The 16,934-nt window shown below is 42.8% G+C and carries 13 protein-coding genes; all 13 read left to right on the top strand.

Going from position 1 to position 16,934, the window contains the following annotated elements; genetic code table 11:
- The first annotated feature begins 3 nt into the window (after positions 1-3).
- The 13 genes from dapG to QUF73_07980 all read left to right on the top strand — a co-directional run bounded on the left by dapG (position 4) and on the right by QUF73_07980 (position 16,929).
- Entirely contained in the window at positions 4-1,248 is a 1,245-nt protein-coding gene (dapG, locus tag QUF73_08040) for an aspartate kinase (GenBank protein MDM5226160.1), read from the top strand.
- Positions 1,249-1,374: 126 nt separating this feature from the next.
- Positions 1,375-2,241, top strand: coding sequence for a 4-hydroxy-tetrahydrodipicolinate synthase (gene dapA / locus QUF73_08035; protein MDM5226159.1), 867 nt, complete (start codon positions 1,375-1,377; stop codon positions 2,239-2,241).
- Positions 2,242-2,668: 427 nt separating this feature from the next.
- On the top strand, positions 2,669-4,336 hold the full coding sequence (locus QUF73_08030) for a ribonuclease J (GenBank protein MDM5226158.1): 1,668 nt from the start codon (positions 2,669-2,671) through the stop codon (positions 4,334-4,336).
- A gap of 139 nt (positions 4,337-4,475) precedes the next feature.
- Positions 4,476-5,216, top strand: coding sequence for a ClpP family protease (locus tag QUF73_08025; GenBank protein MDM5226157.1), 741 nt, complete (start codon positions 4,476-4,478; stop codon positions 5,214-5,216).
- Positions 5,213-5,434: a YlzJ-like family protein gene (locus QUF73_08020; GenBank protein ID MDM5226156.1), complete on the top strand. Its 222-nt coding sequence runs from the start codon at positions 5,213-5,215 to the stop codon at positions 5,432-5,434. Before QUF73_08025 ends, QUF73_08020 begins: the two co-directional genes overlap by 4 nt.
- A gap of 164 nt (positions 5,435-5,598) precedes the next feature.
- Positions 5,599-7,938: a DNA translocase FtsK gene (locus QUF73_08015; GenBank protein MDM5226155.1), complete on the top strand. Its 2,340-nt coding sequence runs from the start codon at positions 5,599-5,601 to the stop codon at positions 7,936-7,938.
- Positions 7,939-8,367: 429 nt separating this feature from the next.
- Positions 8,368-9,093, top strand: coding sequence for a GntR family transcriptional regulator (locus tag QUF73_08010; protein ID MDM5226154.1), 726 nt, complete (start codon positions 8,368-8,370; stop codon positions 9,091-9,093).
- Positions 9,094-9,166: 73 nt separating this feature from the next.
- On the top strand, positions 9,167-10,273 hold the full coding sequence (locus QUF73_08005) for a BMP family protein (GenBank protein MDM5226153.1): 1,107 nt from the start codon (positions 9,167-9,169) through the stop codon (positions 10,271-10,273).
- 228 nt (positions 10,274-10,501) lie between these two features.
- Positions 10,502-12,037: an ABC transporter ATP-binding protein gene (locus QUF73_08000; GenBank protein ID MDM5226152.1), complete on the top strand. Its 1,536-nt coding sequence runs from the start codon at positions 10,502-10,504 to the stop codon at positions 12,035-12,037.
- The gene (locus QUF73_07995) at positions 12,030-13,076 is read left to right on the top strand and encodes an ABC transporter permease (GenBank protein MDM5226151.1); all 1,047 of its coding nucleotides are present in this window, start codon (positions 12,030-12,032) and stop codon (positions 13,074-13,076) included. Before QUF73_08000 ends, QUF73_07995 begins: the two co-directional genes overlap by 8 nt.
- Positions 13,077-14,036, top strand: a complete 960-nt coding sequence (locus QUF73_07990; protein MDM5226150.1) for an ABC transporter permease — start codon at positions 13,077-13,079, stop codon at positions 14,034-14,036.
- Positions 14,037-14,359: 323 nt separating this feature from the next.
- Positions 14,360-15,640: a pitrilysin family protein gene (locus QUF73_07985; protein ID MDM5226149.1), complete on the top strand. Its 1,281-nt coding sequence runs from the start codon at positions 14,360-14,362 to the stop codon at positions 15,638-15,640.
- Positions 15,640-16,929, top strand: a complete 1,290-nt coding sequence (locus tag QUF73_07980; GenBank protein MDM5226148.1) for a pitrilysin family protein — start codon at positions 15,640-15,642, stop codon at positions 16,927-16,929. The genes QUF73_07985 and QUF73_07980 overlap by 1 nt, the downstream gene beginning before the upstream one ends.
- Positions 16,930-16,934 lie beyond the last annotated feature (5 nt).

The following is a 16,934-nucleotide window of genomic DNA, read 5'->3' as shown; positions in this document are numbered from 1 at the left end:
TTAATGAATATCATCGTTCAAAAATATGGAGGCACATCAGTACGCGATGAAAATAGCCGCGAACATGCGCTTAGGCACATAAAAAAAGCGCTGGCTGATGGATATAAGGTTGTTGTCGTTGTTTCGGCGATGGGCCGAAAAGGCGATCCTTATGCAACAGATACACTGCTTTCGCTTGTAGAAGGCAATAACAGCAAGATCAGCAGACGCGAAACGGATCTGCTTTTATCCTGCGGTGAAGTCATCTCAAGTATCGTTTTTTCAAACATGCTAAATGAACATGGCATCACAGCAGCAGCTCTAACAGGGGCACAGGCAGGATTTAGAACAAATAATGATCATACAAATGCAAAAATTATCGATATGAAATGCGACAGACTTTTGAAAGAGCTTGAGAATCAAGATGTTATCGTCGTCGCAGGATTTCAGGGTTCTTCTAAAACCGGTGATGTCACCACGATTGGAAGGGGCGGCAGTGATACCTCCGCAGCGGCTCTTGGCGCAGCCCTAAATGCCGAGTGGATTGATATCTTTACAGATGTGGAAGGCATCATGACTGCTGATCCGCGCATAGCTGAAAATGCACGCCCATTATCAGTTGTCACTTATACGGAAGTCTGCAATATGGCGTATCAGGGTGCTAAGGTGATTCACCCTCGTGCTGTCGAAATTGCCATGCAGGCCAAGATTCCGATCAGAATCCGCTCAACATACTCCGATAGTCTCGGAACGCTTGTCACAACTTTGAATAAGAACAGGCGCGGAACAGATATTAAAGAGCGCTCGGTAACAGGAATTGCCCACGTATCCAATGTCACACAAATAAAGGTTCTTGCGAAGAAAGATCAATATGATCTTCAGTCTGAGGTCTTTAAAGCCATGGCAAACCAGGGGATCAGCGTTGACTTTATCAATATATATCCAAATGGCGTCAACTACACGGTTACGGAAGAAATGACGGATAAAGCGATTAGTATTCTAAAGGGCCTGGGTCACGATCCGCTGGTTGAAAGAGAGTGCGCAAAGGTTTCGGTTGTCGGTGCTGGAATGCAGGGTGTACCCGGCGTGGCTTCACGAATCGTGACGGCATTGTCCGAGCAGGGAATCCGCATCTTGCAATCTGCAGACAGCCATACAACAATATGGGTTCTCGTGAAGCAGGCCGATTTGATAAAGTCTGTTAATGCATTGCACGATGCTTTTCGCCTGGAAGAGGATTTGGCAGAATATGAGAGAACAGACATTTAATCTTAAAAATATCATGTTTAAAAAAGGGGAAGAAAGCCCTTCAGCGGTTAACGACGGATTTGCATCCTATTCGGCAGGTCCGCCCGTTTCTTCCCGGTCTTTTAAACATCAGCAAGGAGTGTAAACATGGTTCTATTTGGCCGAGTATCAACAGCAATGGTAACGCCATTCGATCATAAGGGACATATTGATTTCCCTAAAACGACACAGCTTATCAATCATCTTATTGAAAACGGTACAGATTCATTGGTCATTGCCGGAACTACCGGCGAGTCGCCAACACTGACAAAAGAGGAAAAGCTGGCATTATTCAAACATGCAGTGAAAGTGGCTGACAAACGCGTGCCTGTTATTGCCGGCACTGGAAGCAATAATACGTATGAATCCATTGAATTAACGAAAAAAGCAGAGCAAATTGGTGTAGATGCCATCATGATCGTGGCACCTTATTACAATAAGCCAAATCAGGAAGGGCTTTATCAGCATTTCAAGGCAATTGCGGAAAGCACGAGCCTCCCAGTAATGGTTTATAATATTCCAGGACGCTCTTCAGTCAATATTCTGCCTGAAACGATCATCCGCCTTTCGGAAATCTCTAACATCGCGGCAGTTAAAGAAGCAAGCGGAGATCTGAATGCAATGGCAAAAATCATTGCCAATACGGATAATGACTTCATGCTTTATAGCGGTGATGACGGGCTTACTCTTCCATGCATGGCAATTGGCGGAACTGGAATCGTATCTGTGGCTTCCCATGTGATTGGCAATGAAATGCAGGAAATGATCACAGCTTATCTGAATGGTGAAAATGAAAAAGCTGCAAAAATCCATCAAAAAATTCTTCCGATCATGGAAGGCCTTTTTGCTGCCCCAAGCCCAGTGCCTGTAAAAACAGCACTGCAGCTTAAAGGGCTCGATGTCGGATCCGTCCGTCTTCCAATGGTTCCGTTGACAGAACAGGAACGCAGCGCAGTTGCTTCCCTATTTAAATAATTCCGAGCTTGCCAACCAGTGTTTCGCTGGTTGGTTTTTATTTTTGTTAACAAGTCGTCATGGAGCCCAATGAAACCAGAAATCAAAAGCCTTAAGAAGAAAAGGGTGTCATAGAGCTCGCATGAAGCCCAAAACCAATAGCCTTGAGTGAAAACAGTCGTCATAGAGCTCGCATGAAGCCGCATGAAGCCCAAAACCAAAGCCGCCGTAAGTGGAAATGGTCGTCATGGTGCTTCAAAGTAGACTAAACCAGAGCCATGTATTTTCTTCAATGAAATGAAACCCTGTAAGCATACGAGAAGCCAAAAGTATCTGGCCGACTCCTATACGCCCCATGTATAAATTTGGTTGTCATGGTTTTATCACTTCAAGTATAATATGGATAACTGATCTTGATCGGCTGAACATGCATGGGAGGATACGTACATTGAAAAAGAGACAGAATGAAAGCATCAAGCTAGCAGCACTCGGAGGAGTCGGAGAACTTGGGAAGAATATGTATTTGGCAGAGGTGGACGAAGACATATATGTTATCGATGCCGGATTAATGTTCCCTGAAAATGAAATGCTCGGAATTGACATCGTGATACCGGATATTACATATTTAGTTCAAAACAAGGAAAGAGTCAAAGGGATTTTTCTGACACATGGACATGAGGATCACATTGGCGGCCTGTCTTATGTGCTGACAAAGGTCAATGTTCCTGTTTATGGAACAAAGCTGACTCTGGCGCTGGCAAAAGCCAAAATGAAGGAACAGGAATACAAAGGCAAAGCGCAGTTTATAGAAATTAATTCAGATACCAAAGTTGAATTTGATTCGGCAGATGTAACTTTTTTCAAGACTGGCCATAGCATACCGGATAGTGTCGGGGTGTCTATCCATACATCCGAGGGTGCGATTGTGTATACAGGAGACTTTAAATTCGATCAGGCAGCGACTGCTTTATACAAACCTGAAATAGGCAAAATGGCGCGCTTAGGGGAAGAGGGGGTTCTTTGCCTTCTGTCTGACAGTACAGAAGCAGAAAAGCCAGGGTACACCAACTCAGAATCGAAAGTGGCCAGAGAGATGACAGCTGCATTCTATGCAGCTAAGGGAAGAGTCATTGCAGCTTCATTTGCGTCTGACTTAATCCGTATACAGCATATTTTTGATGCTGCTATGGAAACGGGCAGGAAAGTGGCAGTGGTCGGGAGAAGTCTGCAAAAGATCTATGATATTGCCATGCAGCTTGGATATTTGCAGGTAGGAGAAGATGTGATTATACCTGTGGCTGAAATCGGCAAATACAGTGATGACCAAATCGTTGTTCTTACCACAGGTACTCAGGGGGAGCCGATTGAGGCCCTTCAAAAAATGGCAAAGCAGTCTCACAGACAGGTGAATATAAAGAAAGGTGATACCGTTTTACTGGCGGCATCCCCTTTAAGAGGAACAGAGGTATTAATTTTTAAAACGATCGATATGCTGTTAAGAGCGGGTGCTGAAGTCATCCCTGGGAAGGGAACTTTTAATACCTCCAGCCATGGCAGCCAGGAAGAACTTAAATTTATGATTAATCTGATGAGCCCAAAATTCTTCATCCCGGTTCATGGGGAATACCGTATGCTGAAAGCGCATGCTAAAATTGCCAAGGACTGCGGATTAGCAGGCGGACAAATTTTCATCCCGGATAAAGGCGATGTAGCAGAAATTAAGGATGGTGCAATCGTTCCCGGAGGAAAAATCCCTTCAGGAAATGTTTTGATTGATGGGATCGGTGTTGGCGACGTTGGAAATATCGTATTAAGGGACAGAAAGCTGCTTTCGCAGGATGGAATCTTATTAGTGGTGGTCACTCTCAATAAAAAGGAAAAGAAAATTTCCGCTGGTCCTGAAATCATTACAAGAGGTTTTGTATATGTCAGGGAATCAGAAAAGCTTCTGGAAGAATCCGTAAAAATAGTGAAGGAAGCGGTAGAGCAGAACCTTGCGAGTGAATCCTTTGACTGGTCCGGCATTAAGCAGGATATGCGTGACAGCCTGAATCAGTATCTGTATGAAAAAACAAAACGAAGACCAATGATCCTTCCAATTCTTATGGAGGGATAACAAATAAAACACAGCCCGGCATTGAATGCCGGGCTGTGTTTTTTGCCCTCGCTCTTCAGCAATAGAACGCATGAAAAAGAATCCCGCGTTCATACTAACAATATATTGCTTGAAGGGAGAAATAAGGATGGAAAACGATATGAAAAATAACCGCAATGAGGGCGGGGAAGGGCAAGAACAGCCGAAAGAGGATAAACCATCTGCCCTTATGGAAAAGATTCAGCAGCTTGGACAGACGAATGTGCCGCAGCTGTCTCAGGATTCCAAAATCCATTGCTTGACCATTGTCGGACAAGTAGAAGGACATCTGCAGCTTCCGCCGCAAAATAAAACAACAAAATATGAACACTTAATTCCTCAAATTGTAGCGATTGAGCAAAACCCAAAAATAGAAGGTCTTCTGGTCATTTTGAATACAGTAGGCGGTGATGTGGAAGCCGGACTGGCAATATCAGAAATGCTGGCATCTTTATCAAAGCCAACCGTCTCCATAGTCCTGGGAGGAGGCCATTCCATTGGTGTGCCTATTGCTGTGTCATGCGATTATTCATTTATTGCAGAGACGGCTACGATGACCATCCACCCAATCAGACTGACTGGCTTGGTAATCGGTGTGCCGCAAACGTTTGAGTATATGGATAAAATGCAGGATCGGGTAATTAATTTTGTAACAAAGCATTCAAATATTTCCGAACAGAAATTTAAAGACCTGATGTTTGATAAAGGCAACCTGACTAGGGATATTGGGACAAACGTGGTCGGCAGGGATGCTGTTGAATATGGCCTGATTGATGAAGTAGGCGGGGTAGGGCCTGCGCTGGCAAAGCTGAATGAGCTGATTGAAATGAATAGACCTAAAGAAGAAGTGATTGTTCAATGATCTTATATACCATGATGCCGCAGGAACTCATTTATCAAAATGAGCAGGATGATTTTGGAAAACAGAAAATTGTGTCATATGAAGGAATTCCCCTCCTGGTTGAAATGAATGCAGGACAGGAATGCCGTATCTTAAGAATCATGAGCAGCGACCCTACCCATTATATGGATGAAAGATATACTCCCGGGTCCATGATCACTTTAAGTCAGTTAAGCTGAGAAATACATTTAAAAAACACCTTAATTAAGAATTGATATGATATAATAAAAGTAACTTTAGAAGCAGCCAAAAAATGGCTGCTTCTTCTTTCATAGCAGACATGATGTATTACATAATGGGATTTTGATGATGCTGTTAATAAGAACAATGATAAGGTGATAAAATGGCCAAAAGAAAGAAAAGAAAATCTAAAAAAAACGAAACATTGAAACGGACAATGAAATTTGAACTTATAGCGCTGATCATACTGGCACTTGCTGTAATATCAATCGCTAAGCTTGGAGCGGTCGGCAAAGCAACCGTGCTTTTTTTCCGTTTCTTTATGGGAGAATGGTACATGCTCAGCCTGATAGGATTAGTCATCTTTTCAGGTTACCTGATGTGGAAGAGGGCTCTTCCCTACCTATTCCACACTAAATTAATTGGTATTTATCTCATCATCAGCTCCCTGCTGCTGTTAAGCCATGTCACATTATTTCAGCTTCTCTCAAATGGAGGGAAGTTTGATGATCCAAGTGTGATAGCCAATACATGGGAATTATTCCGGATGGAAGTCCGGGGAGAAACAAGCACAACCGATTTAGGCGGCGGAATGCTGGGGGCTATTTTTTTCGCACTGTTTTATTATCTTTTTGATGAGGCAGGTTCAAAGATTGTAGCCTTTTTATTAATTATTATCGGTTTCGTTCTCATTACAGGAAAAACGTTCGGAGATGCTGCCGGAAAAATGATGGCCGCAATGCTGAATTTCTGCAAAAAACAATGGGCTGCTTTTATAGATGATATGAAAGAATGGAAACAAAAAAGCAGAGACAGACGAGAAGAAAGGCAGTCGAGAAGAGAAGAAGAACAGCAGGCTCTCCAGCACGAAGAAGAACCTGAGACTGTTATTACCATCAATAATACTGCTGAACCGGTATCTGAACCGGCGCCAGAACCTATTATTTCAAGCTTTGCCGAGAGAGCTTATCAGGAAGATCCCCGGGAAGCGGTTTCTAATCTGCCTCAGGAAGCAGCAGAGACTGAACCGGAGGATGAGAATGCGCCGCCAATTACGTTTACTGAAGTGGAAAACAAAGACTATGAGCTGCCGCCAATCAGACTTTTGAAATTGCCAAGGCAAACCGATCAAAGCGGTGAGTATGAGCTTATCCATGCGAATGCAGCTAAGCTCGAGAGAACGTTTCAGAGTTTTGGGGTAAAAGCGAGAGTGACACAGGTTCATTTAGGACCGGCTGTTACAAAATATGAGGTGCATCCCGATGTTGGGGTAAAGGTCAGCAAAATCGTTAGCCTTAATGATGATTTAGCATTGGCTCTGGCAGCTAAGGATATCCGGATAGAAGCACCAATCCCAGGTAAATCTGCCATTGGAATAGAAGTCCCTAACTCTGAAGTGGCCATGGTTTCTCTAAGGGAAGTTATTGAATCCAAGCAAAATGACAAACCGGACTCGAAGCTTCTGATCGGCCTTGGCCGTGATATAACCGGGGAGGCTGTCCTTGCAGAACTCAACAAAATGCCCCATCTTCTTGTTGCCGGTGCGACAGGAAGCGGGAAGAGTGTGTGTATTAACGGAATCATTACCAGCATTTTGATGAGGGCAAAGCCGCATGAAGTAAAATTAATGATGATCGATCCTAAAATGGTGGAATTGAATGTATATAATGGGGTGCCGCATTTGCTGGCGCCGGTTGTGACAAATCCGAAGAAAGCAGCTCAGGCGCTGCAAAAAGTCGTCAGTGAGATGGAAAGGCGCTATGAGCTTTTCTCCCATACTGGCACAAGAAATATCGAAGGCTACAATGAGTATGTAAAAAGGCATAATGCCGAGGAAGAAGCACAGCAGCCCCTTCTGCCGTACATTGTTGTCATAGTGGACGAGCTTGCAGACTTAATGATGGTAGCGTCCTCTGATGTCGAAGATGCAATCACTCGCCTTGCTCAAATGGCAAGGGCAGCAGGCATCCATTTAATCATCGCAACCCAGCGTCCTTCTGTAGATGTTATCACAGGTGTAATCAAAGCGAATATACCATCAAGGATTGCATTTGCCGTTTCATCCATGACGGATTCCAGAACCATTTTGGATATGGGCGGTGCGGAAAAACTTCTGGGAAGAGGAGATATGCTCTTCCTGCCTGTTGGTGCTTCCAAGCCAGTCCGTGTACAGGGTGCCTTCCTGTCTGATGAAGAAGTAGAAGAGATAGTGGATTTTGTCATCGGTCAGCAGAAGGCACAATATCAGGAAGAGATGATTCCAGAGGATATTCCTGAAGCGGCAGGAGAAGTGGATGATGATCTTTATGAAGAAGCTGTTGAATTGATTCTGGAAATGCAGACTGCTTCTGTATCCATGCTGCAAAGGAGATTCAGGATCGGCTATACCAGGGCTGCAAGGCTAATTGATGAAATGGAAGCAAGGGGCATTGTCGGTCCATATGAAGGCAGCAAGCCAAGAGCTGTGCTGCAGGGCAAGCCTTCGGAAGAAGCAAGCTCCTAAATTTTATAAGCATGACACATTAAAAAATGGCCAGTCTTCGTACGGTCATTTTTTAATGTTTTTGAAAGATATATGCCAAAAAAAATGACGGCAATAAAAAAAGGTATGGGAATATGCCATACTACTAAAAACGCTTACATAAAATGAAAGAGGTATGGTACTTTCAACTCATCTCAGTATAGGATTTTTTGCCATGTGCATTTTTAGCCGAAATCCTAAATGTAATCGTTTTCAAAGTAGTATTATACCAGAAAAAAGGAATTGGTACAGAGGGATTCACAAACATTTTGTTCTTTTCACCTTTTTTCGACAAATTGATAAATTTCTATTTCTTTATTGGGTAAAAAGTGTTATAGTATTTTCGATTAGTAGGAATGATTGAACATCAGAGGTCTGATGTCTTGAGAACTGAAGTTGGAGGAACCCTGCATGTCTATTAAGTCAGATAACCGGCATTTATATTTGCAAGTCATCGATCGATTAAAACAAGATATTGAAGATGGAGTTTATAAAGAAAAAGAAAAACTTCCGTCTGAATTTGATCTTGCCAAACAGCTTGGTGTTAGCAGAGCTACACTGCGGGAGGCGTTGCGGATTCTTGAAGAAGAAAACGTAATTATCCGCCGTCACGGTGTAGGCACCTTTGTCAATGCAAAGCCGCTTTTTACATCAGGCATCGAACAGCTTAATAGTGTCACAAATATGATTTTGCAGGCAGGGATGAAGCCGGGAACCGTTTTCTTAAGTTCTGTAACTATGGGACCGACTGAAGATGATATCCGCAGATTCTCATGTTCGTTAGACCAGGAGATTGCCGTGATTGAGCGGGTAAGAACTGCAAATGGTGAACCGGTCGTTTATTGTGTGGATAAAGTTCCTGAGAATATTCTTCCGGACACATTTTCCCACGAACAAGAGTCGATCCTCAACATGCTTGAAGAAGAGGCAAACCGGAAAATCACTTATGCTGTTGCCCAAATCGAGCCTATTGGCTATCACGAGAAAATTTCACCTATTCTGGAATGTGACCCGGAAACGGCATTGCTTGTATTGAAGCAGATGCATTTCGATGAAGCGGATACTCCGATTCTCTATTCGGTCAATTATTTCAGAGCTGATAAGTTCAGTTTCCATGTCCTCAGAAAGAGAATCTAGCTCTTGGGGGATACACGAAACACAAATCATTCATTCCGCTAATGCAAAAACAATTTCTTAGGGGGTACCAACCTTGAAAAAGCGTAAATTTGGATTGGCGCTATCTTTAGTTCTTGCTGCTGGAACGATTCTGGGTGCTTGCGGCAAAAGTGAAGAAAAAGGCGGAGAATCAGCTGGCGGAGACGAAAAAGAAAAAGCATTCTCTGTAGCGATGGTAACAGATGTCGGCGGTGTAGATGATAAATCATTTAACCAATCTGCCTGGGAAGGTTTAAAGGCATTTGGTGAAGAAAATGGACTTGAAAAAGGAAAAGGCGGATTTGACTATCTTCAATCACAGTCAGATGCTGACTATTCTACAAACCTTAATACATTAGCTCGTCAAGATTTTAATCTTGTTTTTGGTATCGGCTTCCTAATGGAAGGTGCGATCAATGAGATTGCTCAACAGCAAAAGGATGCGCATTTCGGTATCGTTGACGCGGTTGTAGATCAGCCAAACGTAGCAAGCATCATGTTCAAAGAGCAGGAAGCTGCATTCCTTGCAGGTGTTGCTGCAGCCACAGCAACTAAAGAAAACAAAATTGGTTTCATCGGCGGTATGGAAATTCCGGTTATCGAGCGTTTCGAATCTGGATTCCTAGCTGGTGTTCAAGCGGTAAACCCTGATATTAAAGTGGAAGTTCAATATGCTGGAGCATTTGATAAAGCTGAATTAGGTCAGACAATTGCTTCTAAAATGTACTCTTCTGGCGTAGACGTAATCTTCCACGCTGCTGGCGGAACAGGCAACGGTCTATTCAAGGAAGCTCGTGACCTTAAAAAGAAAGACCCGGCAAGAGAACTTTGGGCAATTGGTGTTGACTCAGACCAGACAGCTGAAGGTGTAGTTGAAATTGATGGCAAAGAGCACAATGTAATCCTTACATCTGCACTTAAGCGTGTAGACAATGCTGTTAAGGACCTATCTACAAAGGCAAAAGACGGCAGCTTCCCTGGCGGAGAAACGACTACTTACGGATTGGCTGAAGACGGTGTAGGCCTTGCTCCTATCAATCCGGAAGTATCTGCAAAAGCAGAAATCGAAGGTGCAGTTAAAGAATGGCAGGAAAAGATCAAGAATGGTGACCTGACTGTTCCATCTACAAAAGATGAACTGGCTTCTTTCTCAGCTGAATAATTAACTTTCAAGGAATAAGCAGGTTGCACTGTGGCCTCTTATTCCTTTTTTAAAAGTTTAATTGAAGGACAGAAAGAATTCTGTATTTCACTTAGATTTTTAATGCATTTATATTTTACTATTCTTTAAGGGGAACTTGGCGTTTTGGCCAGGTTTTTCTAAGAATTGCCAAGGTCTGACCTCTTACTACTAATGATTTCCTTATATTTTGAGCAAGGAGTGAAACAAATGGATTATGTTATTGAAATGCTCAACATCCGCAAGGAGTTTCCTGGAATCGTAGCCAATGATAATATCACGCTTCAGCTGAAATCAGGTGAAATTCATGCGCTGCTTGGCGAAAACGGTGCGGGCAAATCAACATTGATGAACGTCCTTTTTGGCTTATATCAGCCTGAAAAGGGTGATATAAAAGTTAAAGGAAAACCGGTGAGCATCACCGATCCAAATATAGCAAACGACCTGGGCATCGGGATGGTTCACCAGCACTTTATGCTAGTAGACCGTTTCACCGTCACAGAAAATATTATTCTAGGAAAAGAAACGACTAAAGGCGGAAAAATAGATATTAAAAAAGCTGAGAAGGAAGTCAGGGAAATTTCAGAGCGATATGGACTTGCTGTAGACCCACAGGCGAAAATTTCAGATATTTCTGTAGGAATGCAGCAGAGGGTGGAGATTTTAAAGACCCTGTATCGGGGAGCGGAAATCCTTATTTTTGATGAACCTACAGCTGTTCTGACTCCTCAGGAAATTAAAGAGCTTATTCAGATCATGAAAACCTTAATTCAGGAAGGCAAATCTATTATTTTAATCACCCATAAGCTGAAGGAAATTATGGAAGTTTGTGATCGTGTAACGGTTATCCGCAAAGGGGTCGGTATCGGTACGGTTAATGTCAGCGAGACGAATCCTAATGAACTTGCCAGCTTAATGGTGGGAAGGGAAGTTACATTTAAAACGGATAAAACAGACTCGAAACCGCAGGAGCAAGTGCTTGAAATTCAGGATTTACATGTAAAAGATTCCCGGGGGCTTGGCGTGGTTAATAAACTTAACCTTAATGTACGGGCCGGGGAAATTGTCGGTATTGCCGGTGTAGACGGAAATGGACAGTCTGAGTTAATAGAAGCAATCACAGGTTTGAGGAAGTCTGAAAGCGGTTCAATTAAATTGAATGGCAAGGACATTATTAATATGTCTCCACGTAAGGTAACGGAGAAGGGGGTAGGGCATATCCCTCAGGACCGTCATAAGCATGGACTTGTCCTCGATTTTCCAATTGGAGAGAATATGGTTCTGCAAACCTATTACAAAGCTCCATTCTCTAAAAAAGGTGTTCTGAACTTTAAAGAAATCTACAGCAAAGCAAAAAAGCTGATTAAAGAATTCGATGTCAGAACCCCAAGTGAATATACACTTGCAAGGGCACTTTCTGGAGGTAACCAGCAGAAAGCTATAATCGGACGTGAAATTGACCGCAATCCAGATCTCCTGATCGCTGCTCAGCCGACACGCGGATTGGATGTTGGAGCGATTGAATACATTCACAAACGTCTGATTGAACAGCGTGACCAGGGGAAAGCAGTGCTGCTTATTTCATTCGAATTGGATGAAATTATGAATGTCAGCGACCGTATTGCTGTTATTTATGAGGGTGAAATTGTAGCAGTAGTTGACCCGAAACAAACAACTGAACAAGAATTAGGTTTATTGATGGCCGGTTCTAAACGGAAGGAAGCGGGTGGCGAAAACCATGTCTAATCGCATGAAGAATATTGTCGTACCTATAGTTGCCGTTCTGCTCGGTGTATTAGTTGGTACAATCATAATGATAGCAACAGGGTATAATGCCGGATCTGCATTTATTTCCCTATGGAACGGTGCTTTCGGAGAAATTTACTACACTGGTGAAGTAGTCAGACAGGTGACTCCTTATATTCTTGCCGGTTTGGCAGTTGCATTTGCTTTCCGTACAGGCTTATTTAACATCGGAGTTGAAGGACAGCTGATCGTCGGATGGCTCGCAGCTGTTTGGGTAGGGGTTGCATTTGAACTTCCAAAGTTCATCCATCTGCCGCTCGCTGTTCTTGCAGCTGCAGCAGCGGGTGCGCTATGGGCTTTCATTCCAGGACTGCTGAAAGCCAAGTTTAAAGTCCATGAAGTTATTGTCACGATCATGATGAACTATGTGGCATTGCATGTAACGAACTATATAATCCGTACGGTTCTTTCAGAAAAAAGTGACCGTACTGAGATGATTGCAGACTCTGCATCACTGCGTTCCCCATTTCTTGAGGGATTAACTGATTATTCTCGTCTGCACTGGGGAATTTTAATTGCTTTAGCGTGTGTGTTTATTATGTGGTTCCTATTAGAAAAAACATCAAAGGGATACGAATTGCGCGCTGTAGGCTTTAACCAGCATGCATCTGAATATGCAGGCATGAGCGTCAGCAAAAACATTATTCTTTCAATGGTAATCTCAGGAGCATTTGCTGGTCTTGCAGGTGCAATGGAAGCTTTGGGTACATTCGGATACGCAGCCATCAAGGGCGGTTTTACCGGAGTAGGGTTTGACGGTATCGCAGTTGCACTTCTAGGCGGTAACGGTCCAATCGGAATTGTTTTTGCAGCATTGCTATTCGGAAGCTTGAAGGTTGGCGCCTTAAACATGCCGCTTGAAGCTGGAGTTCCAAATGAACTGGTAGATATTATCATTGCTCTTATTGTGTTCTTTGTTGCAGCAAGCTATATGATTCGCATCTTTATTGACCGTATCAGCAAAAAGGGGGTGAAGTAAGTGGGCTTAATGGAGATCCTATTAATTATTATTCCATCAACTTTGCTTTGGGCAGCCCCGCTTATTTTCACTGGATTGGGCGGAAATTTTTCAGAAAGCTCTGGTGTTGTAAATATTGGTTTAGAAGGCTTGATGGTAATTGGAGCATTCACTGCCATTGTCTTTAACCTTACGTTTGTAGATGTATTTGGCAGCATGACACCGTGGGTTGCTCTCCTTGCTGCGATGGTTGTCGGAGCACTGTTATCCATCCTCCATGCTGTTGCTTCTATTACGTTTAGAGCAGACCAGGTAGTCTCAGGTGTTGCGATTAACCTTCTGGCAATTGGAGCTGCACTGTTCCTGGTTAAATTCATTTATGGAAAAGGCCAGACGGACATTATTCAAAAAGGGTTCAGCAAGGTGGATATACCATTTTTGAGCGATATACCTGTAATAGGAAAACTGTTTTTCTCAAACACATACTATACTTCATTTGCAGCGATTGCCGTTGCATTTCTTGCCTGGTTTGTGATGTTTAAAACTCCATTCGGGCTAAGGCTGAGGGCGGTTGGTGAACATCCAATGGCTGCCGATACAATGGGTATTAATGTTACCAGAATGAGATACATTGGGGTATTAATCTCCGGTGCCCTAGCAGGAATTGGCGGCGGTGTGTATGCACAATCCATTTCTTCAGATTTCGGCCATGCAACGATCAGCGGCCAAGGCTTTATGGCATTGGCAGCATTGATTTTTGGTAAATGGCATCCGCTTGGTGTTATGGGTGCGGCTTTATTCTTTGGATTTGCGCAAAGCTTGAGTATCATCGGCTCAAGCCTTCCATTCCTTGAGAATATTCCAAATGTATATCTTCTTATTGCACCATATGTTTTAACGATTCTGGCATTAACTGGTTTCATAGGACGCGCCGATGCTCCAAAAGCATCTGGTACTCCATATATAAAAGGAAAGCGCTAAACAGCAAAGCCTCATTTCTTTTGGAAATGGGGCTTTTTATTGCTCATTGAAATCCTGCATACTTGTCTTTTGTTCCTCATTTTGAGAGATGCATTTTGTTCGCAATCATTCATCTGCAAAGCTTCCCGATTTTCTTTTATATAACCTTCCAATACAGCCAATAACTTGAAATAAAGAAATAGGGCAAGGTATAGTAAGAATATGATTTATAACAAAGGATATTATAGAAGATAGCAGCAAAGTGTTTACATATAGGGGATGTTCCTTATTCTTCATATTGACCGTACTTTGGACTCATCAATCTACCGACAGGAGGAAAAGAAATGGCTCTAATCTCTGAATCCGTAAAAGCCATGAATGGCTATAAGCTTCATGTAGTTAAAACAGAGAAATATAAAACCAATACACTGGTCTGGAAAATGAAAGCTCCGCTTGAAAAGGATACTGTTACATTAAGATCTTTATTGCCGCATGTCCTGCAAAGCAGCAGTTCGTCTTACCCTGCAACTGGAAAGCTGCGTTCTTATCTTGATGAATTATATGGTGCAACTCTTTTTGTGGATTTGGCGAAAAAGGGCGAGTATCATGTCATTACCATTTCAGTTGAAATTGCGAATGAGAAGTTTCTTTCAGACCCGACTCCTCTATTGAAAAAAGCGTTTCAATTTTTATCGGAGATCCTGACTAAGCCAAATGTGCAAGGCCGCGCTTTTGACCAGGATACGGTTGAAAAAGAAAAAAGGACGCTGAAACAGCGGATTCAATCCGTTTATGATGATAAAATGCGCTATTCCAATTTCCGGCTGGTACAGGAAATGTGCAAAGATGAGCCTTATGCACTGCATGTGAATGGCGAGAAAGAAGATGTGGACAAAATTACGCCTGAAAGCCTTTATGAATATTATCAGCAGGCAATGGCGCAGGATGAGCTTGATTTATATGTTATAGGTGATGTGGATGAGGCAGATGCCGAATCCTACGCAGGTGAACTTTTATCTTTTAAGGAAAGAACACCTCAGACAGCGCCAGCATCTGCAGGAAAAGCCAAGGAATCTGTTAATGAAGTCAGGGAAGAACAGGATGTGAAGCAGGGAAAACTAAATATCGGCTACCGGACAAATGTCGTTTACGGAGATCCTGATTATTATGCCCTTCAGGTATTCAATGGAATTTTCGGAGGTTTTTCTCACTCAAAATTGTTCTTGAATGTCCGCGAAAAAGCCAGTCTCGCATACTATGTAGCCAGCCGACTTGAAAGCCATAAAGGCTTAATGATGGTTATGTCGGGAATCGATAACAGTAATTATGACCAGGCAGTGAATATTATTAAAGAACAGCTGGAAGCCATGAAAAACGGGGACTTTACCGAACAGGAAATGGAGCAGACCAAAGCGGTCATAAGAAATCAGCTTCTGGAGACTGTTGATACAGCCCGAGGGATTGTCGAAGTCCTCTATCATAATGTTGTGTCAGGCAAAGCAATTACGCTTCAAACCTGGATGGATGAAATGGATAAGGTAACTAAAGAGGAGATTGCCGAAACAGCTAAGAAGGTCAGTTTGGATACAGTGTATTTCCTGACAGGAAAGGAGGCGGGCAAGTAATGGAAAAAATCACTTTTGACCAGCTTCAGGAAGAGCTGTATTATGAAAGCCTCGAAAATGGGCTGGATGTATATATTTTGCCGAAAAAGGGATTTAACAAGACATACGCCACGTTTACAACGAAATATGGTTCGATCGACAATCATTTCCTGCCCCCCGGAAAAGATGAATTTGTAAAAGTTCCAGATGGGATTGCCCATTTTTTGGAACACAAGCTTTTTGAAAAAGAAGACGGCGATGTATTCCAGCAATTCAGCAAGCAGGGAGCATCAGCAAATGCCTTTACTTCTTTTACAAGGACGGCTTATTTATTCTCCAGCACGTCCAATGTAGAGTTGAACCTTGAGACGCTGATTGATTTTGTGCAGGATCCTTATTTTACAGAAAAGACTGTTGAAAAAGAGAAAGGCATCATCGGTCAGGAAATCACCATGTATGATGACAATCCTGACTGGCGCTTATATTTTGGCCTGATCGAAAATATGTACAAAAACCATCCGGTTAAAATCGATATCGCAGGTACGATCGAGTCCATTTCCCATATCACGAAAGATATGCTGTATGAATGCTATGAAACCTTCTACCACCCAAGCAACATGCTTTTGTTCATCGTCGGGCCCGTTGATCCGGATCAGATTATGTCCCAGGTGAAGAATAATCAAAGCAAGAAGGATTATAAAGAGCTGCCGGAAATAAAACGCCAATTCGAAGAAGAGCCTGCTGAAGCTGCCGAAAAGAAAAAAGTTCTTGAGATGAATGTTCAGACATCAAAGTGCCTTGTTGGGATAAAGAGCAGTAATGCAAACCAGTCCGGCAAGGAAATGCTTAAAAATGAACTGAGTCTGAATGTGATGCTGGATATCTTATTCGGTAAAAGTTCTGAGCACTACAGCTCACTGTATAATGAAGGATTAATTGATGACACGTTCTCTTTTGATTACACACAGGAAGAGGGCTTTGGTTTTGCCATGGTTGGCGGGGACACAAATGACCCCGACCGCTTGGCAGAAACATTGAAAAAGATGCTGCTGGATGCAAGGGAAAAGGGAACTATTTCACAGGAAACACTTGATCGGACAAAGAAGAAGAAAATAGGCGCATTCCTGCGTGCCGTCAATTCACCTGAATATATAGCCAATCAATTTACCCGGTATGCTTTTAATGAGATGGATTTGTTTGATGTAGTGCCGACGCTTGAAAGCATCACACTTGAGGATGTGGAAAATGCGGCTGGTAATTTGATAAGCGAAGAACGGTTTACGGTTTGTCAGGTTGTGCCTAAGAAATAAAAAGC

The organism is Cytobacillus sp. NJ13, assembly GCA_030348385.1.
In the GTDB taxonomy this organism is placed as follows: Bacteria; Bacillota; Bacilli; order Bacillales; family Cytobacillaceae; genus Cytobacillus.
Note: the sequence above shows the minus strand (reverse complement) of the source record. Positions and strands in the feature narration are given on the sequence as shown.